Source organism: Ignavigranum ruoffiae (assembly GCF_900110675.1).
Taxonomy (GTDB): Bacteria; Bacillota; Bacilli; order Lactobacillales; family Aerococcaceae; genus Ignavigranum; species Ignavigranum ruoffiae.
Window position 1 is genome coordinate 23,008 of record NZ_FOEN01000003.1, and the last position, 21,973, is coordinate 44,980.

Below are 21,973 nucleotides of genomic sequence, written 5' to 3' on the forward strand. Positions count from 1 at the left end.
TCAAGGTTTCTGTGCATAAGTCCCTAAAATTCTGTTGATAAGCCCTTTTGCTTGTTGATAAGTTTTTCTTTTTTTCTTTTATTTCTTAAATTTTGGAAGAATTCACTCAGTAAGGCGGCTGTTTCATCAGCACAAGCTCCCGCAATCACTTGAATTCGATGATTGAAGCGTTCATCTTCTGGCAGATTATATAAGCTGCCCACACAACCGGCCTTCGGATCCTGGGCTCCATAAATAACTTCTTTGATCCGAGCGTTGATTATGGCGCCGGCACACATGGGACAGGGTTCTAAAGTAACATAGAGGCTGGCCCCTTCTAATCGCCATGCTTGACTCGTTTGATTCGCGGCTTGAATGGCTAGGATTTCAGCATGGGCCACCGCTTGATGCGTGCATTCACGTTGATTGTATGCCTGGCCTAGTATTTCTCCATCGCGCACAATAATCGCTCCAATAGGCACTTCCCCCATCGCTTGCGCAAGCTTTGCTTGTTCAATGGCCTTACTCATCCAATATTGATGAATGTTTTGCTCTTCCTGACTTAAATCGTTAAAGTTACGCATCCTTTACCCCTTTAAAAAATCCCAGTCAACGACTGGGATTTTAATCAAATCATTGTCCTTAGATTTTAGAAATAGTCACTAACACGGTTAGCGACATCTTCTGTCACTTTTTTAGTTTTATCCACTAAATCACCAAAAGTATTTCCCACGTTTTCTTTCACATCGTTAGCAGAATCCGCCAATTTTACCAGGGTATTGACTTCAGAATCTGACAAACCATCAATAGCTTTAATCATGGCATCGGATCCATTCAAGCGATGACGGACAAATAATTTGGCTTTCTCACGATTAATCATTCCTTCAACATTTTCGCGAGCTCCTTCATCGAAATACAAATAAAGCGCGAGCCCTGCTGCGGCAACAGTTGATCCAAGAAGAAATAATCCTAGATTACGTTTTGATTCACGATTCATATTTCATTCCTCCTTCTTTTAACTTAGTTTATTATAGCATGATTTGCGTGGAGACTCGAATGAAAAACTCATCCCCCAAGGGAATAAGCTGACCATGGCATCCGCCCATTTGCCCAAAGATACTCTTCTTTTAAGCAACAAACCTATCAAAAAAAGGCGGGGAACTCCCCGCCTTACTACTGATCACTAGAGGTTATGATTACTTGCTTCGTGATTCAGTTCGATTATTGATATTAATATTTCCTTGACGTCCGCCAATAGTTACTTTGTCCCCTAGAGCAATTTCACCCTTCAGCATCATTTCGCTCAGTACATCTTCGATTTGTTTTTGAATGGCTCTACGAATTGGTCGAGCACCATATTCCGGATCAAAGCCGGCCTTAGCAATAATATCGACTGCTGTCTGGGTCACATTGGCCTCAATTTCTAAATCATGTAGGCGGTTGATAATCTCTTGTGTTTGTAATTTAACAATTTCACGAATGTGCTCTTGTTCTAAAGCGTGGAAGACCACTATCTCATCAATTCGGTTAATAAATTCTGGTCGGAAAGCCCGTTTTAATTCTTCTAGGATTCGTTTTTCCATGGCTGAATGGTTGGCCGTGACGTCGGTCGCACCGAAGCCGATTGACTTCTCATCACGTAAGGCTGTCGCACCGAGGTTGGAGGTCATGATAATAATGGTATTTCTGAAGTCCACTTTTCGACCTTTACCATCGGTAAGGTGACCATCGTCAAAGACTTGTAGAAGAATATTAAAGACATCTGGGTGAGCTTTCTCAACTTCATCTAAGAGGATAACGCTGTAAGGATGTTGGCGAATTTTTTCAGTGAGTTGGCCTGCTTCATCGTAACCCACATATCCTGGAGGAGATCCCACCAAACGAGAAACACTGTGTTTCTCCATATATTCAGACATATCGACCCGAATCATATTATCTTCAGAGCCGAACATAGCTTCGGCCAAGGCGCGAGCCAGTTCAGTCTTACCGACACCTGTTGGGCCTAAGAACATAAAGGAGCCGATTGGGCGTTTTGGACTCTTCAAGCCACTATGGGCCCGGCGAATCGCTTTAGAGACCGCGGTAACGGCAGCATCTTGACCAATCACCCGTTCATGAAGTTCTTTTTCAAGATTAACTAAACGTTTGGCCTCATGCTTATCCATTTGCTTCACTGGAATACCGGTTGCGGTCGCAATCACTTCAGCAATATCCTCTTCGCTGACTACTAAAGCTTTGGCTTCAGTCGTTGGTTTGCTTTCTTTAGCCTCAATTAATTTTTCCAGATCGCTTTCTTTGTCTCTTAATTGACTGGCCAATTCAAAATCACGAGCTAAAATAGCTTGTTCTTTTTCTTTATTTAACTTTTGCAGGTCCTGATTATAGTCGGCCAAGCTTTTATCCATTTGATTATGGTCAATTCGAACCTTTGCCGCTGCCTCATCAATCAAATCAACGGCCTTATCAGGTAAACGGCGTTCGGTCATATAACGGACACTTAATTTAACTGCAGCTTCGGCCGATTCATCCGGAATTTCAACGTTATGATGGTCCTCATAGCGATTCTTTAAGCCTTTGACAATTTCAATGGCATCTTGAATCGAAGGTTCATCCACCTGAACTTTAGAGAATCGACGCTCTAAAGCTGCATCTTTTTCGATATATTTTTGATATTCGTCTAAGGTTGTGGCTCCAATTACCTGAATTTCTCCACGAGCTAGGGCTGGTTTCAAGATATTGGAAGCATCAATGGCGCCTTCAGCGCCTCCCGCTCCGATAAGGGTATGCAACTCATCAATGAAGAGAATCACTTTACCATCTTGAGCAATCTCTTCGATAATCTTCTTCATCCGTTCTTCAAACTCGCCCCGATACTTGGTTCCGGCGACCAAAGAGCCCATATCAAGCATCATCAAACGTTTCTCGGCGATATCAAGAGGAACGTCTCCCATAATCATTCGTTGAGCCAAACCTTCAGCTAACGCTGTCTTACCAACACCAGGTTCGCCGACTAAGACTGGATTATTCTTAGAACGACGACTCAGAATCTGAATCATCCGTTTGACTTCGGTTTCTCGACCAATCACCGGATCCAGCTTCTCTTGACGAGCTAATTCAGTTAAATTGCGGGCAACGCCTTCAAGAGTTGGCGTGGTAGAATTTGATGCTTGGCTTTGATTTTGATGAGCCATATTATTCATATTATTTTGCCGACGGCCGCGTCCTTGCGGTCCAGATTTCTTCTGAACACCAATCATGTCATAGACTGTTTTACGCAGTTCATTTAAATCCATGCCAATATTCTTCAAAAGAACAGTAGCTAGAATTTCTTCCTTTAATAATCCTAATAAAAGATGCTCAGTACCCACTTTGCTGGCACCTAGACGTTTAGCATCATTGGAAGCATTCATAATTACTTTCTTAGCCCGGGGTGAATAAGGAATCACAATATCCCCTTGGGGCAAATTCTGTACCACTCGGCCATGGAGCATTTCTAATTCATGTAAGAGCACATCAAATTCAGCCCCATATTGACGGAGAGCTTGACCAGCGATCCCATTCTCCTCGCGTGCAAGTCCTAATAAGATATGTTCTGTTCCCACGGTTTGGTGATGTAAATAATAAGCCTGTTCAGCGGCATAAATCATAACCTGACGAGCACTTTCAGTAAATAATTCTTCAAACATTGTTTCAACTCCTTAATAGTGGATTCGTAGTTGGTTTAGTAAATTCTTTAATAGATAGGCGCGTACCGCCTGTTCGTCATCGCTAATCGGCGCTAATAAATCTTTATTGACAATTGTCGACAACAATATTGCCTCTCTTTTACTTATAATATCACGTCGCACCAAGGTTTCGATGATCGTCTCTGAATTCCGTTGGTTCAGCCGGTCACCAATTAAACTAATCATTTGATCGATTTCATCCACATCATCTACTAATTCAATCTTGACAATTCGGATATAACCTCCACCGCCTCGCTTACTTTCGACATTATAGCCATGTTCTTGAGTGAAACGAGTGTTAATCACATAATTAATTTGCGAGGGGACGCAATCAAAGCGTTCTGCAATATCACTCCGTTTAATTTCTAACGGTTCATTTGATTTTAGATAACTTTTTAAGTAGGCTTCAATTACATCAGAAATATTTCTTTTAACCATTATTCAACCTCCTTTTATGGGGTTTTTAAAACCTAACATTGACTATCTTTGACTATTATAAACGATAAAAATTTTTTTGCAAAGGATTTAGGCTTTTTTTGTCTGTACATTCATCCGTCTTTTAACTATACTAGATGAAAGCACTATATATAGTGGGAAACATCCCATGGTCTCCACTATATATTGTATAATTTACATAACATGTCGATAAATAACCATATAATTAAAGGAGTCATTTTTATGAATCGTCTGAGTGCAACTACTATTATTCCTTGGAATCGTTCAGCCTTGAATGAAGCGATTAAACAATTCCCCCAAGTTCATCCGATTGAAGAGTCGATGACCATTACCCATGAAGGCATCTCTCGCATGGTAATGCTCGATCGTTATGCCTTTAAAGATACCGCCAAATTGACCTTAGCAGTCGGCGACTTAGTGGTACTTACTGTTAAAGCTGATCCCACCTATCCGGCACGAGGTATCGGTGTTGTCCAAGAATTGGACTGGGACCACCATGAAGCAATCATTTGGATTGAAGAAAGCTACCGGGGTTCATTAGAAAATGCCGATGAACAAGAAAGTGGATTAGTCAAACGCAATATTGATGCCATTGACAAACCCCTTGAAATCTATTATGAACAAATTGCCAAACGAAATGCGACCGGCTTAGCTCAAATTGAAGTCAATCAAGAACAACAAGCAGCCAGTTTTCAAGAATTCTATCAAGAGCTGGCGGCCATGAATTTTGTACCGGCCGGCCGGGTACTATACGGAGCTGGGTCTCAAACTGATGTCACTTACTTTAACTGTTATGTCATGCCTTTTGTTCCTGACTCACGGGGTGGTATTGCTGAACACCGTAAAGAGATTATGGAGATTATGTCCCGCGGAGGTGGGGTCGGAACCAATGGCTCGACCCTACGGCCAAGAAATACGCTGGCCCGAGGAGTGAATGGTAAGTCATCTGGGGCAGTATCTTGGTTAAATGATCTCGCCGATCTGACTCATTTAGTTGAACAAGGCGGATCTCGCCGGGGAGCCCAAATGATTATGTTGGCGGACTGGCATCCGGATATCATTGAATTTATTATCTCCAAAATGCAGAACCCTAAAATTCTGCGTTTCTTAATTGAAAGCTCACAAGATGAACAAATCAAACAATTGGCTCATGATAAATTGAAATTTACGCCGTTTAGTCTGAGCGAAATGGAAATGTATGAGAACATTTTGCGCTATCAGGATATTCCGGGAACGGGTGGATTCTCTGAATCGATTATTGAAGAGGCTCGTGAACTATTCAAGGCAAGCGGTAGCTACTCCGTCCATAATCCTGAATTCTTGACCGGAGCCAATATCTCAGTGACCTTGACCAATGACTTTATGGAAGCCGTCAAAAATAATGCCGATTGGCCACTCCGCTTCCCTGATGTTGAGAACTATAATGAAGAACAGATGGCTGAGTACAATAAATTATGGCAAAAGATTGGCGATGTCCGTGAATGGGAAGCCTTAGGTTATCCTGTACGGACTTATCGAACTATCCCTGCTCGTGAACTTTGGCAACTGATTAATATTTGTGCAACTTATTCAGCTGAACCGGGGGTATTCTTCATTGATAATGCGAACTTGGATACCAATGCTAAGGCTTATGGCCAAAAAGTTGTGGCAACCAACCCATGTGGTGAACAACCCTTAGCTCCTTATTCAGTATGTAATCTGGCTGCGATTAACTTAGCTCAAATGGCTAATAAAGAAAGTAAAACCGTTAACTTCGATAAATTAAAAGAAACGGTCCGCACTGGAGTGCGCATGCAAGACAATGTGATTGATGCGACACCATATTTCTTAGACCGCAACCGTCAACAAGCCCTAGGTGAACGACGAATCGGTCTAGGAGTGATGGGTTTGGCCGATTTACTTATCTACACTGAGACCCGTTACGGATCTGCTGCCGGTAATCAAATTATTGATCAAGTCTTTGAAACCATTGCTACCACTGCCTATGAAACTTCCATCGAACTGGCTAAAGAGCGGGGCTCTTTCCCATTCTTGGTGGGGCAAACTGAAGCAGAAACGCAAGAATTGCGCGAACGCTTTATCCAGTCTGGCTTTGTCCGTCGCCTACCAGAACATATTCGCCAAGGTATTCTGAAATATGGTATCCGCAACTCCCACCTACTGACCGTTGCACCAACCGGATCGACTGGTACCATGGTTGGGGTGGCCACCGGTTTGGAACCTTATTTTGCCTTTAAATACTTCCGTTCAGGTCGTTTAGGTAAGTTTATTGAAGTCAATGCGGAAATTGTTCAAGAATATTTAGCTGCCCATCCAGAAGCAGATGCTGAACACCTACCTGATTTCTTTGTCTCCGCCATGGAATTAAGTCCAGAGGAACACGTGGATGTCCAAACCACCATTCAACGCTGGGTCGACAGCTCCATCTCTAAAACCGTTAATGCCCCGAAAGGTTATGCTGTTAACCAAGTTGCTAAGATTTATGAACGCTTATTTGACGGCCATGCCAAAGGTGGAACTGTGTATGTGGATGGATCGCGTGATTCTCAAGTTCTTACCTTGGATGCAGAAGATGCTAATATTCAAAGTGATATTACCCTCTTTGAAGTTGAAGAAACGCGTATTGTCGATGACGTCGATGAGTTGCGACAATTAGTTGATCAAGCAGAATCAGACCACTTCCGTCAGCTAGGTCATACCGATGACGTGGTTTACGGATCAGAAGTTGGCGATACCTGCCCAATCTGCCGCCAAGGAATTGTGGAAGACATTGGCGGATGTAATACTTGTACCAATTGTAATGCCCAATTACGTTGTGGCTTATAAACGATTATAGACAGAACATCAATCCAAATAGCGTTAGTTTCCTAACCGTTCAAAGAAGCGACTCTTTGTTCCTTGGGAGCTAACGCTATTTCGATAAGCTAAAGGAGGATTTCATGCAAATATATACACGAACAGGAGATCAAGGAACGACCCGGATTATTGGTGGCCAATCGCTATACAAAGATGATGCCCAAATCCAAGTTATGGGTAGTCTCGATGAATTAAATAGTTATGTCGGCCTGATTCAAAGTCAGAATAAAGACTGGCCAACATTAAACCAAGAGTTACTACAAATTCAACATTATATCTTTGATGCGGGCAGTGATTTTGCTCAAGCTAAAACAAGTTCAGACTATCGCTTAGCCAAGCAAGTCATCGCCTGGTTAGAAGATATAATTGATGACTATTCACAAAACACTCCCGAATTAACTAAATTTGTCTTACCTGGAGGCAGCCCATTAGCTGCTTCCCTTCATTATGCACGTAGTTTGACCCGACGAGCCGAACGAGATTGTGTTAGCTTTATCCGCCAACAAGCACACTATCCCCAAGATGCTTATAAATTTATCAACCGGCTCTCAGATTATTTCTTTGCGGCAGCTCGTCTGGCCAATTATAAACAAGCTTATACTGAAATCCATTATGAACGTGGTGGAGACGTCTTCCATCCCGAGTTAAAGAAGACACATCTGCCCAAACTCTAGGTTCATTAGCTAAACCACCTTGTCGACTAACCTATCAAACAGAAAGATTTTTCCAAACTAGAAGAGACCAATAACGATGTATATATCTAGACTTAGCTAGACGATAAATCTCGTTACTGGTCTCTATTTTTCTTAATTAACTCAAGTTGCTAGAGAAATTTGTTAACTGCGAATCTATTTCTTCTCGGTTAAGACCCCATCTGACATTTCAAAGACGCGATCACACTGATCAATGAGTCTTAAATCATGGGTCACCATTACAATCGCTTTGTTCTTGGCTTTGGATTCCTTGGCCAAAATTTTGACAACTTCAAAAGCTCGTTCTGAATCCAAACTCGCTGTCGGTTCATCAGCTAGAATCAGAGTTGGATTATTATACAAAGCTTTGACAATCGCCACTCTTTGCTTTTGACCCCCAGATAAATCTTCAGGGTATTTATCCGCAACGCCACTAATTTCTAATTGTGCCAACAAATCCTCCATCTCATCTTGACGCGATTTTTTGTTGATCTTATCAATTAAACGAAATTGATTTCGCACACTCAAATAAGGAATCAAATTGGATGATTGCAAAATAAAGCCAATTTCCTTAAAGCGAATCTTTCCTAATTCCTTAGCCGATAGCTGATATATCGATTGCCCGTTTATGAGTATTTCTCCTTCTGTCGGGGTCTGTAATCCGCCAGCTAAGGTCAAGAAGGTGGATTTCCCGGAACCAGAGGGGCCAATAATGGCCACAAATTCTCCGGTTTCTATAGCAAGATTGGTGGACTTTAAGGCTAGAAATTCTTCTTTCCCATCTAGATAAGTTTTACTTACGTTCTTAAATTCAATGGCTTTCATAGCTTCCTCCTATTCAATGGCATCGAGTGGATCAATCTTAGCAATCGCCCCGACTGAGAAGACCGCTCCTAAAAGGGCAAAACTAATCATCAGCGCGCTAATAATCAGGTTAAACCAATGATTCATCGAGAAGGGAATAGCTTCAGGTAAGAAGGATGCGGTCAAATATGTCAATAAAAGACCTAAAACAACCCCGATCATGGCTAAAAGAAACGTTTGGGCAATGACTGACCAAGCAATAAATCCAGTCGAAATCCCCTCCACCTTCATGACACCAAAAATATGTTGTTTCTGCATGGTCAAAATATACATAAAAATTCCTACCACAATGGCAGCAATCACAATTAGAAAGCCAATCATAAAGATAAAGGTAAGATTCTGGGCTGAATAGCCGGGTAAATCGTTAATGAAATCATCAATAGATAATAGTTCTAATTTATCTTTATCATAGTCAACATCCTGACCTCTGACCACAATAGCGTTAATTGGAATTTCTGAATCTTGACTAGGGGCGACATTCTGAACTTTGGCAAAAGTAGTCACGTTCATATAGACCACAGGACTGACACTTAATTGAGCATGATTGGTAATACCTACAATTTCTAATTCAGTATCGGTCCCCGTTATGGTCAATTTATCGCCTATATTAATCTGACCCTCATCGATTAACGATTCATCTACAATCACCTGGTTATCCTTTTGGATGGAAGTTCCTTCGATAACATTAGGCATCAGGAATTGATTCTTTTCAATGCCAAAGAAGGTAACCCCAACTTTCTCTGAAAAACTTGGATGGTCAACCACCGCTGCACTTTGTCTAAGGCTGGCCTTGTCTTGGGCATCAACTTGATCAAACTCTGTCGCCGAAATATGCGATAAATTCAACTTGGCATTAACATCTTTGGCTAAGAGAATTGATTGAGCTTCCCATTTATCCACTGCAGTTCGGTTTGCCTGAGCCAGACCAAAGGCTAAACCGGTTAAAAAGAAGACCAAATAAGCAATTAGGAACATCAAGGACACAACCATCAAGTAACGTAACTTAGCATACTTCATTTCATTCCAGGCTAGAAACATTTTTTCCCTCCTCAAACTCTCAAATAAGAATAGAAAAAACTATAGCACTAATTCTTTGAAAATACAAAGAAAATATTTATACAGAAAAAATCTCCAGAACCACTATGGGCGCATAATAAAAGACGCTCTTCCTGAGCGTCCCTAGATAGCTTCACTGCATTTTTCCCAGATTGATATTTAGACTAAATATCTAGCTCTATTCGCTGTTAACCCGCTCAAATCTGTTGGAATAGGCATAGCGTCTCAATAATGGATGAATAATCGGCTCCAGTAAGAAATAGAAGATCCCATTCCCCAAGCCATGGGCACTATCAAAACTTAAACCCTGTAAGTAATAAGCCCAAAAACTAGGCATCTTAAAGATAAACACCCAAAATATTGACATCAGCAAGCCATAAATAAAGCCAAGTAGAACGGCATATAAAGTGAAGCCTAAACGATTGATCAAATTTTCTGGTCGGTAGAAGGGCTTTACCAATAAACCGGTGATTAACATCAGCAAGGCATAGCTAATGATTTGCAAGAGGGTCCATGGCCCCATACCTAGATAAATGTTCGATAACAAAATAGATAGGCAAGCCACAATAATCCCATCGACCATGGAAAGATTCAGACATAGAATCAACAGGATGGCCGTAACCGGCTGGATATTTGGCAAAGCTTGCATCATAATTCGGCCAATAAAAGCCAAGCCAGAGAAAATTGCCAACATGGTGATTCTACGTGTAGAAAATGCACTCGCCCTATTCAAGGGTTGCCAACTTCCAAGTAATCGTGTCTCCCTCATTTAAACTGAGTTCTGCCGCTCCTACTTCAGCCATTTCACCGTTGACATCGAACAACCACCATTTATTGGCTGCTTCGTCTTGTTGGTGGCCTTCAATCGATTGGACAAAGCCATCCTTTTCTTCAATATCATAATGGTCTTTCATAACCGCCAACAATTTACTTCCTGCTTCAACTTCAAAGCTGTCAGCAGGCTTGATAGCTTCCCCATCAACCAGAATTTCAATACTCACTTCAATGGTCTCTGCTTCTACATTCGTCGTGCTTTCAACCATAGAGCTTGCTTCGGTTAGATCCTCAACAGTGGTTGTTTCTTTCTGTTCGCTTGGATTTTGACAACCTGCAAGCACTAACAATACCGATAAGAGACTTAAATAACGAACCAGACTTCTTTTCATCATGAATCCTCCATTCAAAATTTTGCAAAATAAAAAGGCCCTGAGGCCCTTCTTCCTATCTTGCCTCGAAATAAGAAACGAATCTCCCCATTGAATTGAAAGACCTGACTCCAGTATAAACTGATTACAGTGGCGGGACCGTCTTGGAATTTCACCAAAGTTCCATGCAATTCAATGCTATTTATTATATTCTAATCATAAGGAAATAAGTAAGCAATTTCAAGATAGTCCGCCAAAATTTATTAACCTTTAAATTGAGCGAACATCCTGATAGATCCCCACATGATTTCCAAAATAAATGAATAAGAACTTTCTTAGGTCAACCATTTGTCGAGGAATCGGATTTTCATGTCTTTCAAGGATTTTAAAGATCTGTTGCTGGAGGTCTCTCCTCAAATTATAAGGTAAAAAAACTCAAATCATGTTAGAATATAGAAGTTGTGAATAAATAAGGAAGGAGTATGTTAGGCCATGTATAAGACCGGTTTTGATACGGAGAAATATTTAGAAGAACAATCAAAATATATCTTAGAACGTGTAAAAGGCTTTGATAAACTTTATCTTGAATTTGGGGGAAAATTGATTGGCGATAAGCATGCAGCCCGAGTGCTGCCTGGTTTCGATGAAGATGCCAAAATGAAGCTCTTAGCTACCATCAAAGAACAAGTTGAAATTATCATCTGTGTCTACGCAGCCGATATTGAGAACAATCGAGTTCGGGGTGATTATGGCATTACTTATGGTCAAGAGGTGCTTCGGCTCATCGATGAATATCATCGCTATGGCATCCCCGTAAACAGTGTCTTAATTACACGCTATAAAGAAGAGAAAAATGCCAAAGCCTTTATCAAGAATCTAAAAAATAGAAACTTAAACGTTCATGTCCACCGTGATATTGAAGGCTATCCTACCGAATTAGATATGATTCTCGGCCCGGATGGCTTTGAAGCAAATGAATTTATCTCAACCAGCAAACCTGTGGTCGTTGTTTCCGCCCCAGGAGCTAATAGTGGAAAATTGGCCACTTGCTTAAGTCAGGTCTATCATGAATATAAGCGAGGACGAAAAGCCGGTTATGCAAAGTTCGAAACCTTTCCTGTTTGGAATCTGCCATTAAAACATCCAATCAACGTTGCTTATGAAGCAGCGACCGTAGATATTAAGGACGTCAATATTATCGATAATTATCACTTGGAAGCTTACGGCGAACCTGCAATCTCTTATAACCGTGATACCCAAATCTTCCCTGTAATTCGACGTATTATTGAAAATATCACCAACGAACCTGCTTTCTATCAATCGCCTACCGATATGGGAGTGAATCGTCTGGCTTCAGCCATCACGGATGATCAAGTCGTAAGAGAAGCCGCCAATCAAGAGATTATCCGTCGATCTTTCGACATTGAGAACCTCCACAAGAAAGGCCAGATTGATGATGAGAGCCTACATCGGATGCACTTTATTATGGAAGAGAATAATCTCAGCCAAGAAGACCGTCCAAGTGTCTTAGCTGCTAGAAAATATAGTGAATCTCTAAAAGAACGTTTTGACTGTGAAGAGATTCAGGCTGCCATTGCCATTGAGCTTGCCGATGGCAAAATTATTACGGGTCGGACAGGAGATTTGATGGATGCTTCAGCGGCTGCCATTGTCAATTCTTTAAAATATTTCGCCGGTATCGCTGATTCCATCGACCTCCTATCACCTAATATCTTGGAAACCATTCGTAATTTAAAACAAGATTCCCTTCAGAGCCGGATTACGACCTTAACCGCTAACGAAGTCCTGATTGCGCTAGCGATTTCAGCGGTAACCAATCCGATGGCCAAGGTTGCCTATGACAAAATTGCTAAATTAAACCACGGACAAGCTCATTCCACCATCATCTTGCCGAGTGAATCCATGCAAACTTTAAGACGGCTAGGCATGGATGTGACTAACGATCCAGTCTATGAGGCGAGTCATTACTTTATCCAGTAACATCAGTAAAAAATATCCTTTCCCTACATTCGTAATCAGCAATTTTTGGTGGCGTCCGCATGGACTAACTAGCCAAATTAAAACTTAATCATCAAAACAAAGACCGTTCAGAAAATACTTGCTTTCTGAACGGTCTTTTCTGAGCCCATATTTGTAGATGTCAGATTGAAGGGCTATTTTTATTTATAAGCTTTAAAATTAATATCTTCCATCCGATCAGCAAGACGAACACTGTCTGTAATCGCAGCAGCCATTAAATGAGGTTTAATGGTATGAACACGAACGACTTCTACCCCTTTAAGCGCAGCAATCGAAGTCAAGAAGGCGGATCCCCAATCACGATTCTCTGCTCCTTGAACCGTTTGACCATCGGTATCAAATCCTTGATCGGCTAAAATATTAGTAATGAAGCGTTTGCGTGACACCCCTAAATAAGCCAAATAGCCCATTTGATGAATCACATCAATTTGGTTGATTAACGTTAGATTTTCTTTCTTGGTTAATCCGAAACCAATGCCTGGATCCAACATAATCCGATCACGTGGAATACCCGCAGCATCTGTCAGAGCCAGACTCTTATTGAAATAAGCTCCCATTAAGCTAACAATATCTGAGGTTTCAAATTGGCTGAGTTCCTCAGGGGTAAAGACATCTTCGGCACCAAAGGTCGGGAAAATCTTGGAACTTGGATGTTCAGGCCGGGCAATCACCGGGTTAAACATCAAAATCAAACCAGCTTGGCTTTGACTCACTACTTCCGCCATCTTAGGGTCCCCGAGACAGCCAGTAATATCATTGACAATATCAGCTCCAGCTTCAATCGCTGCCTGAGCAACCTCACTCTTCCAAGTATCCACAGATAAAGGCACATCGACCGCTGCTTTAATGGCTTTAATCGCTGGCACGACGCGGTCAATTTCTTCTTGAATCTCCACATAAGTTGAACCTGGTCGGGTAGATTCTCCCCCAACATCCAACATTTTGGCCCCATCAGCGACCAATTCTTTAGCCCGAGCCACCGCCTTATCGACTGAATTATATTTTCCACCATCTGAGAAAGAATCTGGTGTCACATTAATAATGCCACATAAACAAGTTTCTTGTCCGGGTAAGATTTCTTTTCCCATATATTTGAATTTCATCTTATCTTCCTTTCTAATCTTATAGAATTCCCATCAGATGCCACCATGGGAAATACAACAAGGCAAAAATCGCAAAAATAACGACCGTCATTACCAGACCAAATCGCAACATATATTGATCAGGATAATAGCCTTTTGCAGTTCCAATCATTAAGGTCGCATGATGATACGGGAATAGAAAATGAATATTTACAATAATATAGGTCATTAAGGTAATCATCTCGGCTTGATAACCTTGGTTTACCAATAAAGGAATCATGATTGGTAAAGTGACTGACATGGTTGCCACCGCTGAGCCAATACAGATATGAAGCCCCATAATGACTGCGATAATCAAGAAGAGATAGAAGGCTGAAGAAGTCTCCGGAATCATGGTCGTTAATTTCTCAAACAATTGTCCAGTAATTCCCGTTTGACCTAACACCTTTCCAATTAAAAAGACCGTAATTAAGAAGATTAGAAAATGCGGATTTACCGATTTAAGATCCTCTTGTTTCAAGACTCCCAGGACAAACATTAATATCACGCCCACCGATGCTGGAATCCAAGGCCGTAAATGATGGATGCTCTCGCTCATCCAACAGCCAATAATGACCAACATGACCAGTAACAAGATATTCTTGGTCTGAGCACTCATTTCAAGGCTCTTTTGTGAGGGTTTAACAATCATTGTAGGTTTAAAGTTTTGAATCTCTTGGCGGAATAAGAAGTATGATAGGCCCAACACCAGTAGACAAGTAGCTAGTGTAGGAACACTCATTAAGGTAAACCAACGTTCAAAAGTCAGCACTGACTGAACTTCCGGTCCAGCAAAGTTCAAAGCGGCCCCATTCAAGACAATGTCTCCATTATTAAAGAACATATAAGTCATAGAAATCGCCATAAAACCATTGAAAACCAAGAATTGTTTAGTCTTATGACTCGCCTGGTCGTTGTCCTTCAATAATTGATTAAAGATCGTCCCGATAATAATCACCCGGGCAAAGGCTTGTGGAATTAAGAAAATCATAATTAAGCCTAAGACATAGGGTAATAAGAGCAATAATAAAGTGTTGCCTGAACAACGACGAAATAACGATTCTACGAAACGGTCAATAATCCCTGCTTTCATCATCCCGACCGATAACAAAGTGGTCGTAGCAATTAATAGAATCACATCCGACCATAAGAATGAAACAACCGTCCAGGGAGAAGTCTGGCCAAAGAGAATAAAGACTAACAGCAAGAAGAGACAGGCTAGGGTCTTATGAAAAGCTCCCGTTGCCCAAACGCCTACCGTAAAAAACAAACCAGCTAAGACAATATTCTGAGAACTGGTCAGGGCTAAGGGATTCAACCAAGCTAACAACAGCGTGATCAAGGTCACAATCGCAAGTGGCTTTACTTTGATATTATTCAATACAGCACCTCCTTTAATTTTTTACCTCAAAACAGATAGGAAGGCGCTCCAGCAAAAAATACACAGCGGAAAGTTTATTCCACAAAAAATACACAGCGGAAGCGGCAATCAATCGTACGATATCTTAATCGTTCGTTTCACAACAACATCCCATTCGTGAACACTTTACGCTAATTGTCTACTCTGTTTATCGATGATATTGGATAGCATCAAGCCTTACCTACTATAAGCCTATCAAAGTGGCTTGTCAACGCTACCAACGCAGATTTCACAACTATTTTCATAATTATTTTCAAGAGGATTCTTCCATGAAATCTCCTTTAAAATGGTGTCAAATCATTAATATTATTTAACCTTAATTTAATAATGTGGGCGTCTATGTTATAATTTTTCTAAGGAGGGAGAGGATGAAAGTCTATTATTTTAATATAAATTTGGATAAGCATGGCAACCATGTGGTCCATAGCCAAGACTGTAAATATTTACCAAAAATTGAAAATCGCAAACTGATTGGCCGCTATCAAGATTGTGAACAAGCTTTACGAGCCGCAAGTTATCTAAATTATCAAGCTAATTTCGACGGCTGTCATTTTTGTTGTGGTGAATGTCATCGCACTAATTCTTAATAGATAAATTGATAAACAACTGATTAGCGACTTCTACCTAATCTTTATGATCAACCCTTGGCTTCATTTTAATCCTTATTCTTGCATTCATTTTCTAGTTTGTTTATAATGATTCTAATGTAACATTAATAAAAGGAAGGTTGATTATATGACTCCAGCAGATACTCTATTACTTAATGAATCGACCATTCAATCTTTGATTACGGTAAGTGAAATCAATGATATTGTTAATCAAACCTTTCAAGGATTAGCAGATGGTTCCATTGTCAACCCTAGTAAAGTTAGTTTAGATTTGGGTGAAACAGGAAATGAACCCCAGTATGAAGGCTTCATGAATGCAATGCCAGCATATGTCGGCTTTCAAGATATTGCCGGAATTAAATGGGTCGGTGGTTTTCAAGGAGAGCGTAAACAAGCCGGCTTGCCTTATATTACCGCGCTAACTATTCTACTAAACCCCCATTTAGGGACGTTCATCTCGGTCATGGAAGGTTCTTATATATCAAATATGCGCACGGGAGCGCAAGCGGCGATTGCCATCGAATACCTTAAACGCAAACCATCAGTGACTATCGGCATCTTCGGAGCCGGTATGCAAGCTCGTAAGACCATTCAAGCGATTGCTGACCGTATGACCATCGACCATCTATATGTCTGGAATCACCGCCGACCTACGGCAGAGCAGTTTAAAGAAGACATGGCAGAATTTGTTCAAGGTGAAATCGAAGTGACCACGGATCCAGCCCAGGCTTGCCAAGCCGAAGTGCTGATTACCTTAACACCTGCTCAAGAACCCTTATTCAAAACCGAGTCGGTCAAACCTGGTACCATTATCTTCCCTATGGGGTCTTTCCAAGAAATTGAAGATGAACTGATCCTTAAAGCCGATAAAATTATCGTCGACCATGTCCACCAAGCCCTTACTCGAGGGGCCTTAAAAAAACTTCATGGCCAAGGTAAATTAAATGAAGCTTCTATTGATTCTACCATCGGTGACCATGCTCAGAGTCAAGAAGCGATTGATCCAGATCAGCAACAAATTATTATCTGTATTCCAATCGGAACGGGAGCTATGGATGTCGCCGTAGCTTACCAAGTTTATCAAAAAGCACTTGAACAAAACCTAGGTAGTCATTTCGATTTCCATGGCTAATACTTTAAGAGGACACCATTATGTTTGAAAATTGGTTAAGGATGGAGCAATTTTACTATCAACAATTACCAACGATTGCCATTGTAATAGTTATTCTGTGCTTTATCCTCTGCATCCTCATTCCTTATCGACGCATAGCGAATATAAGGCGAATCCTACTAGGCCTTAGCCTACTCATATTTGTTGGCCTTTCCTACTTAGCTATGAATTATTACCATTACCAAGCCGATATCCAACAAATAAGCTGGATTGATGCTGGCATCCGCTCAATCGATAAGCAATTCTACTTTGACTATCCATACTCGTTTAACGAACAAAACGCTTATAAACAATATAATAACCGACAAAATTTCCAACACTTAAGCATGTATCAAGTTGAAATAATCAGCGAGCCCATTGAATTCAAGGGACTTAGCGATCGCTATCTATTCTTTGAACTCCAAGAAGAAAAGTATAAAGTCCCACAATACCTAGTCACTTATCAGACCAAACTTCAACACCCGATCCGTCAAGGGATTCAATATCAGTTAAAAGATGAACGCTTTATTGAGCTTGGTTTCTACCCCAAGTCGCATAGGTTTTTACAAAGCTATGTGCTACCGGCCGACTATGAATTCCCCCCAGCTGAAACTTTGAATGAGGATGACTATCACTATCCCTTCAAAGTATTGGCCAACTGGTATAATCCTTGAAGTAAATTATTAACAAATGAAAAAAGACCTGCTTAATGTAATCGCCAAAGGTTAGCGTTCACATTAGTCAAGCAGGTCTTTTTGTATTATTTTTGACTTTAGCCTTCGAGCAAGCAGTCTATGCAAAAGCTTGCCTTTGCCTAGGGATTTCTAATTAAAGAAATTGTTTAAAGCACTCGGCCAACTTCTCAAGTTCTTCGTCATTGGCTGGTCGTTGGCTTTGATAGAGTTCTTGCCAGGTCTGGTCTGAAAGGCCAATCTGTTCAGCCATTACCGCATCGGTTAAACCGGCGCGTTCCTGTTCATCATGAATAAATTCGACGTAATAAACTGTTTCAATTTCAGCGGGCTCGACATCTTGCATCATAGAATCCATCGCTAACAGATCTTTGACCGATTCCAGACCTAGAATTTTCCCCATATTTCGTACAGTTTGTTTAATTTCTTTCAGAATAAAATCTTTATCTTCTAAAGCCATAAGTCTCCTCCATTCTCTTCTTCATTATTATAATCGAGCAAACTTTAAAATACTACTTTAAAAGGAGTTGACTTATCAAAGCCAACTCCTAAATAAGTAATGATTTAATGGTTAATTAAAGGAAACATGGACATGGTCGTAATGGTTAGCGGTAATGCCGCCCCGATCTTCCATTTGACTCCAAGAGTTATTCCAATCGCCATAGATTTGTTGTTCCCAAATGACGTACGAAATCCCTTTTTCAGCCATATTAGCGATTGAATAGTTTGCTACATCGTCCCCTAGTTGAGAACCAACGGGAACCATGAAGTCCACGGCTTTACCCGCACCATGGTCACCATCGTCGCCTGGACGGTATAAGCTAAAGGAAGTAATTCCAAATTTATTAGCAACTTCTTCTTTATACGCAGCTACATTAGCTTGCAGGCCAGCATTTTCTGGGTTAGCCATTGGGTCAAAATCAGGACTGTCAGGTTGATCAACAATCTCTTCGACTTCTTCCGGATCTTCAACAACAATGTCTTCGGCAGGAATTTCCTCTTCTGCTTCAATATCTTCCTGAACGGATTCAGGAATTTCCTCAACAGGGACTTCAACAGTCGTTGTTTCTTCGACTGGAGTCTCAACCGGAACTGAAATTTCTTCAACTGGCTCCGTTTCTACTGGGATTTCATTATCCAACGCTGATGAATCTGTTGCTGTATTATCTGTTAAGCTAGAATCCACGGTTTCTGAATCAGCTTGCCCAACTGGGGTTGAAATTAATGCGTCAGGATTTTCTTCAAGAAGTACTGGTTCGCTTTCGCTCACCGTAGCTTCTTCTGTCGCAGGGCTTTCTTCGACCCATTCTTCTACCATCGCGGGACTATAGGTTTCATTCTCTGAACTGGCTTCAACTGATTCTGCTTGAATCATTCTTTCTGTTTGTTCGTCGCCACCAATTAAGGTAGTGGTTTCCGCTGGAGTTTCTTCCACGGCTACCTCTTCTGCTACTGGCGCTGAAATTTCTTCAGCCACTGCATCTGTGGAAACTTCTTCAGTCGCTACGTCTGAGGTTAAATTAACTGGAAGATCAATTTGATAAGATTGACCTTGGGGAGTATTTACCGTTAAATTGGTAGCTTGTTGATCTTGATTGAATTGAGCCACCAATTTGGTTCCAGGTAGAATCAAATCAACGTTATCAATCCCATTAATATTAGCTAAATAATGTAATTCAATTTGCATCGCTTCAGCGATTACACTTAGCGTGTCACCTTCTTTAACTAGGTAAGTGACTTGTTGGTTCTCGTCAACTTCTAATTCAGCTAAGACTTGATCAACAGTACGAGCTTGCCAAGAAGACATATCTTGCGCAGTAGCCATCGCTGCTTGTGAGGAAAGAGCTAATAAGGATGCTGACATCCACATTGTTTTTCCAAATTTCATATATAATCACCTTTTTATTAGTTTTTTGGTTTTTTCCTTGTTCACGGATCAAGTTTAACACAGAATATGGACAGTTTGGTCAATCCCTTGTCTTCTTAAAGGAATTGTATCGATCCTGTAACAATCATCATTCCTGATGTTTAATCATTAAAAAGTAGAAAAATCAATTAAAATTGGCTTTTATCTTAGGAATGATTTATGCTAGAATTAACAGGCTTGTTAAGCAACAAGTAAATTTTTGGTTTATCCTGAAAGAGGCGTAAAAAGATGAAAAGATATGTTGGTACCCTAAGCTTTGGCGTTCGCACTCCGATTATTCAAACCGGCGACAACCTAGTGGATATTGTAACAGACTCTGTCATTCAAGCCACTGAATCTGAGCAAATTCGCATGCGAGATAAGGATGTTGTCTGTGTCACTGAATCCTTATTGGCTCGAGCTCAAGGGAACTACGTGAATACTGATCACATTGCTAAAGAAATTTCTGATAAATTTCCTGATGAAGTGGGCGTAGTCTTTCCTATCTTAAGTCGGAATCGTTTCTCTACATTATTAAAAGGGATTGCAGCTAGTGGTCGTAAATTACACATCCTCTTAACCTATCCTTCGGATGAAGTCGGTAACCATCTGATGGATGAAAAACTACTCTATGGCATTAATATTAATCCATATACCAGTGTCCTCGAAGAAGACGATTACCGTCGCTTATTTGGCCAAGAGGTGAAACATACCTTCACTGGAATTGACTATGTCAATCTATATAAAGAAATTGCTCCCAATAGTGAAGTCCATTTTGCTAACGACCCTAAGACGATCCTTAATTATACGAAAGATGTCCTCGTTTGTTCGATTCATACCCGCGAGTTAATCAAGCAGGAATTGAAAGATGCCGGTGCCGAACGAATTTATGGCCTCGATGATATCTTAAATGAATCGATTGATGGATCAGGTTATAATGCAGAATATGGTCTGCTAGGCAGTAACATGGCTGGAGAAGATCAAGTGAAATTATTCCCTCGCGATGGTCAACCGTTCGTAGAAGCGGTCCAAGCTAAATTGATCGAATACTCTGGTAAACAAATTGAAGTCATGATTTACGGAGATGGCGCCTTCAAAGACCCAGTCGGTAAGATTTGGGAATTGGCTGACCCTGTAGTGTCTCCAGCGCATACTAGCGGCTTACTTGGCACCCCAAACGAACTGAAAATGAAGTACTTAGCCGATACAGAATTAAAAGGAATGGATAGTCAATCCATGGAGACAGCGATCCTTGACCGAATCAATAGTAAAGATCAAGATTTAACTGGGAAAAACGAAACCCTCGGTACCACTCCACGTCGAATCACTGACCTTTTAGGTTCATTAGCTGACCTGACTTCAGGATCAGGCGACAAGGGGACTCCAGTAGTATATGTCCAAGGTTATTTCGATAATTATGCGTCTAACTAGCATTACATTTTTGCAAAAAATAACAAAAATACGAGCTGTGAAAATCTCACAACTCGTATTTTTTATTCGTTATATTCCAAAACGAAACCATATTATTCTGCCCGCTACTGGGCCAGTAACTCGCTGCGCTCGAACTGGCCCAGTACTAAAATTGGTATTTGCGAATAAAGCGTTGGACGCTTTTTTGTTTGAAGACTAGATATAAGATGGCTGTGTTTAGGATGAGGCTGACAGCATTTTTGACTAACCGAGGCATGATTAAAGCCACCCAAGCTTTATCATAAAGAATGGTTAACCACAATGAGTTCAAGCCGATATTAATAAACACAGTGACAATCGCAACATAAATAAATATTCTCAACAATGTGGGTTCTTGTCGCCAGAAACATTTAGCGTAGAGAAAACCACCTAGGGCTGCACTTAGGGTGAATCCTAAGAAGAAAGGACCCGGGTGAATAATCAAAATATCCAAGAGATCGTAAAGCACTGCAAAAACTGTTCCATAAAGTGGGCCTAAAATGGCTCCAGCAAAGGCAGTTCCTACAAAACCAAATCCCATTTGAATAATATTACCTACTTTAAAAGCTGGAATAAAAGAAAGTAGAATACGCATAGCCAACAATAGGGCCATAATCGTTAAATGTCTAGCGCGAAAATGATCTAATTTACCAAGTCGATTGGTACGGTTATACTCCATTAAAATAATTCTCCTTTGAAACAGAACGCCACATGTTAATTATGCAGCGAATGCAGGATTAAGCACGATGGTCATCCACCCCTTATGCAACATTCCATCACAAAGGGCTAATGCTTAATCCTTACTCTGCTAATT

20 protein-coding genes and 3 riboswitches are annotated in these 21,973 nt (G+C 40.8%); of the genes, 7 read left to right on the top strand and 13 right to left on the bottom strand.

All coding sequences use genetic code 11. The features are described from left to right. Nucleotides 1-23 precede the first annotated feature (23 nt). The 4 genes from tadA to BMX34_RS03240 form a co-directional block, all read right to left on the bottom strand. The gene (tadA, locus tag BMX34_RS03225; RefSeq protein WP_092570736.1) at nucleotides 24-563 is read right to left on the bottom strand and encodes a tRNA adenosine(34) deaminase TadA; all 540 of its coding nucleotides are present in this window, start codon (nucleotides 561-563) and stop codon (nucleotides 24-26) included. Nucleotides 564-628: 65 nt separating this feature from the next. Beyond that, nucleotides 629-976 (bottom strand): hypothetical protein, encoded by a 348-nt coding sequence (locus BMX34_RS03230; protein WP_092570738.1) that lies wholly within the window; start codon nucleotides 974-976, stop codon nucleotides 629-631. A 199-nt stretch (nucleotides 977-1,175) separates the two neighbouring features. Continuing rightward, entirely contained in the window at nucleotides 1,176-3,665 is a 2,490-nt protein-coding gene (locus tag BMX34_RS03235; RefSeq protein ID WP_092570741.1) for an ATP-dependent Clp protease ATP-binding subunit, read from the bottom strand. A 12-nt stretch (nucleotides 3,666-3,677) separates the two neighbouring features. Continuing rightward, nucleotides 3,678-4,142 (bottom strand): CtsR family transcriptional regulator, encoded by a 465-nt coding sequence (locus BMX34_RS03240; protein WP_092570744.1) that lies wholly within the window; start codon nucleotides 4,140-4,142, stop codon nucleotides 3,678-3,680. A 240-nt stretch (nucleotides 4,143-4,382) separates the two neighbouring features. Here BMX34_RS03240 and BMX34_RS03245 point away from each other — a divergent pair, with 240 nt between their 5' ends. Both BMX34_RS03245 and BMX34_RS03250 read left to right on the top strand, forming a co-directional pair. Then, nucleotides 4,383-6,986, top strand: coding sequence for a vitamin B12-dependent ribonucleotide reductase (locus BMX34_RS03245; RefSeq protein WP_092570746.1), 2,604 nt, complete (start codon nucleotides 4,383-4,385; stop codon nucleotides 6,984-6,986). A gap of 113 nt (nucleotides 6,987-7,099) precedes the next feature. After that, nucleotides 7,100-7,690 (top strand): cob(I)yrinic acid a,c-diamide adenosyltransferase, encoded by a 591-nt coding sequence (locus BMX34_RS03250; protein ID WP_092570748.1) that lies wholly within the window; start codon nucleotides 7,100-7,102, stop codon nucleotides 7,688-7,690. Between the two features lie 174 nt (nucleotides 7,691-7,864). Here the strand turns inward: BMX34_RS03250 and BMX34_RS03255 are convergent, their stop codons facing one another. The 4 genes from BMX34_RS03255 to BMX34_RS03270 all read right to left on the bottom strand — a co-directional run bounded on the left by BMX34_RS03255 (nucleotide 7,865) and on the right by BMX34_RS03270 (nucleotide 10,794). Next, nucleotides 7,865-8,533 carry an ABC transporter ATP-binding protein gene (locus tag BMX34_RS03255; protein WP_092570750.1) on the bottom strand — a complete coding sequence of 223 codons (669 nt, stop codon included), beginning with the start codon at nucleotides 8,531-8,533 and terminating at the stop codon, nucleotides 7,865-7,867. A gap of 9 nt (nucleotides 8,534-8,542) precedes the next feature. Next, complete coding sequence (locus BMX34_RS03260; protein ID WP_092570752.1) at nucleotides 8,543-9,610, bottom strand: ABC transporter permease; 1,068 nt, start codon at nucleotides 9,608-9,610, stop codon at nucleotides 8,543-8,545. 196 nt (nucleotides 9,611-9,806) lie between these two features. Further along, nucleotides 9,807-10,361: an ECF transporter S component gene (locus BMX34_RS03265; RefSeq protein ID WP_234971668.1), complete on the bottom strand. Its 555-nt coding sequence runs from the start codon at nucleotides 10,359-10,361 to the stop codon at nucleotides 9,807-9,809. After that, a complete protein-coding gene (locus tag BMX34_RS03270) occupies nucleotides 10,354-10,794 on the bottom strand; it encodes a DUF4430 domain-containing protein (protein WP_159428833.1) in 441 nt (146 codons plus the stop codon). Before BMX34_RS03270 ends, BMX34_RS03265 begins: the two co-directional genes overlap by 8 nt. A 44-nt stretch (nucleotides 10,795-10,838) precedes the next feature. After that, nucleotides 10,839-10,985: riboswitch (adenosylcobalamin (AdoCbl) riboswitch) on the bottom strand. A gap of 280 nt (nucleotides 10,986-11,265) precedes the next feature. Here BMX34_RS03270 and BMX34_RS03275 point away from each other — a divergent pair. Continuing rightward, the gene (locus tag BMX34_RS03275) at nucleotides 11,266-12,774 is read left to right on the top strand and encodes a DUF1846 domain-containing protein (protein ID WP_092570758.1); all 1,509 of its coding nucleotides are present in this window, start codon (nucleotides 11,266-11,268) and stop codon (nucleotides 12,772-12,774) included. Between the two features lie 179 nt (nucleotides 12,775-12,953). On the opposite strand, the gene folP is transcribed toward BMX34_RS03275, so the two are convergent. Both folP and BMX34_RS03285 read right to left on the bottom strand, forming a co-directional pair. Next, complete coding sequence (gene folP, locus BMX34_RS03280; protein ID WP_092570760.1) at nucleotides 12,954-13,916, bottom strand: dihydropteroate synthase; 963 nt, start codon at nucleotides 13,914-13,916, stop codon at nucleotides 12,954-12,956. A 19-nt stretch (nucleotides 13,917-13,935) separates the two neighbouring features. Continuing rightward, nucleotides 13,936-15,315 carry an SLC13 family permease gene (locus BMX34_RS03285; RefSeq protein ID WP_200793412.1) on the bottom strand — a complete coding sequence of 460 codons (1,380 nt, stop codon included), beginning with the start codon at nucleotides 15,313-15,315 and terminating at the stop codon, nucleotides 13,936-13,938. Nucleotides 15,316-15,406: 91 nt separating this feature from the next. Next, a riboswitch (THF riboswitch) is annotated at nucleotides 15,407-15,503 on the bottom strand. Between the two features lie 219 nt (nucleotides 15,504-15,722). On the opposite strand from BMX34_RS03285, the gene BMX34_RS03290 reads away from it, so the two are divergent. The 3 genes from BMX34_RS03290 to BMX34_RS03300 all read left to right on the top strand — a co-directional run bounded on the left by BMX34_RS03290 (nucleotide 15,723) and on the right by BMX34_RS03300 (nucleotide 17,786). Further along, the gene (locus BMX34_RS03290; protein ID WP_092570762.1) at nucleotides 15,723-15,941 is read left to right on the top strand and encodes a hypothetical protein; all 219 of its coding nucleotides are present in this window, start codon (nucleotides 15,723-15,725) and stop codon (nucleotides 15,939-15,941) included. A gap of 148 nt (nucleotides 15,942-16,089) precedes the next feature. Then, nucleotides 16,090-17,094, top strand: coding sequence for an ornithine cyclodeaminase family protein (locus BMX34_RS03295; protein ID WP_092570764.1), 1,005 nt, complete (start codon nucleotides 16,090-16,092; stop codon nucleotides 17,092-17,094). A gap of 20 nt (nucleotides 17,095-17,114) precedes the next feature. After that, nucleotides 17,115-17,786, top strand: coding sequence for a hypothetical protein (locus BMX34_RS03300; RefSeq protein ID WP_092570766.1), 672 nt, complete (start codon nucleotides 17,115-17,117; stop codon nucleotides 17,784-17,786). A gap of 154 nt (nucleotides 17,787-17,940) precedes the next feature. On the opposite strand, the gene BMX34_RS03305 is transcribed toward BMX34_RS03300, so the two are convergent. After that, nucleotides 17,941-18,264 (bottom strand): helix-turn-helix domain-containing protein, encoded by a 324-nt coding sequence (locus BMX34_RS03305; protein WP_092570768.1) that lies wholly within the window; start codon nucleotides 18,262-18,264, stop codon nucleotides 17,941-17,943. Between the two features lie 111 nt (nucleotides 18,265-18,375). After that, a complete protein-coding gene (locus tag BMX34_RS03310; RefSeq protein ID WP_092570770.1) occupies nucleotides 18,376-19,692 on the bottom strand; it encodes a LysM peptidoglycan-binding domain-containing protein in 1,317 nt (438 codons plus the stop codon). 267 nt (nucleotides 19,693-19,959) lie between these two features. On the opposite strand from BMX34_RS03310, the gene BMX34_RS03315 reads away from it, so the two are divergent. Continuing rightward, nucleotides 19,960-21,141, top strand: a complete 1,182-nt coding sequence (locus tag BMX34_RS03315; RefSeq protein WP_092570772.1) for a coenzyme F420-0:L-glutamate ligase — start codon at nucleotides 19,960-19,962, stop codon at nucleotides 21,139-21,141. Nucleotides 21,142-21,286: 145 nt separating this feature from the next. Here the strand turns inward: BMX34_RS03315 and BMX34_RS03320 are convergent, their stop codons facing one another. Beyond that, the gene (locus BMX34_RS03320) at nucleotides 21,287-21,838 is read right to left on the bottom strand and encodes a folate family ECF transporter S component (protein ID WP_092570774.1); all 552 of its coding nucleotides are present in this window, start codon (nucleotides 21,836-21,838) and stop codon (nucleotides 21,287-21,289) included. 42 nt (nucleotides 21,839-21,880) lie between these two features. Further along, nucleotides 21,881-21,969: riboswitch (THF riboswitch) on the bottom strand. Between the last annotated feature and the right edge of the window lie 4 nt (nucleotides 21,970-21,973).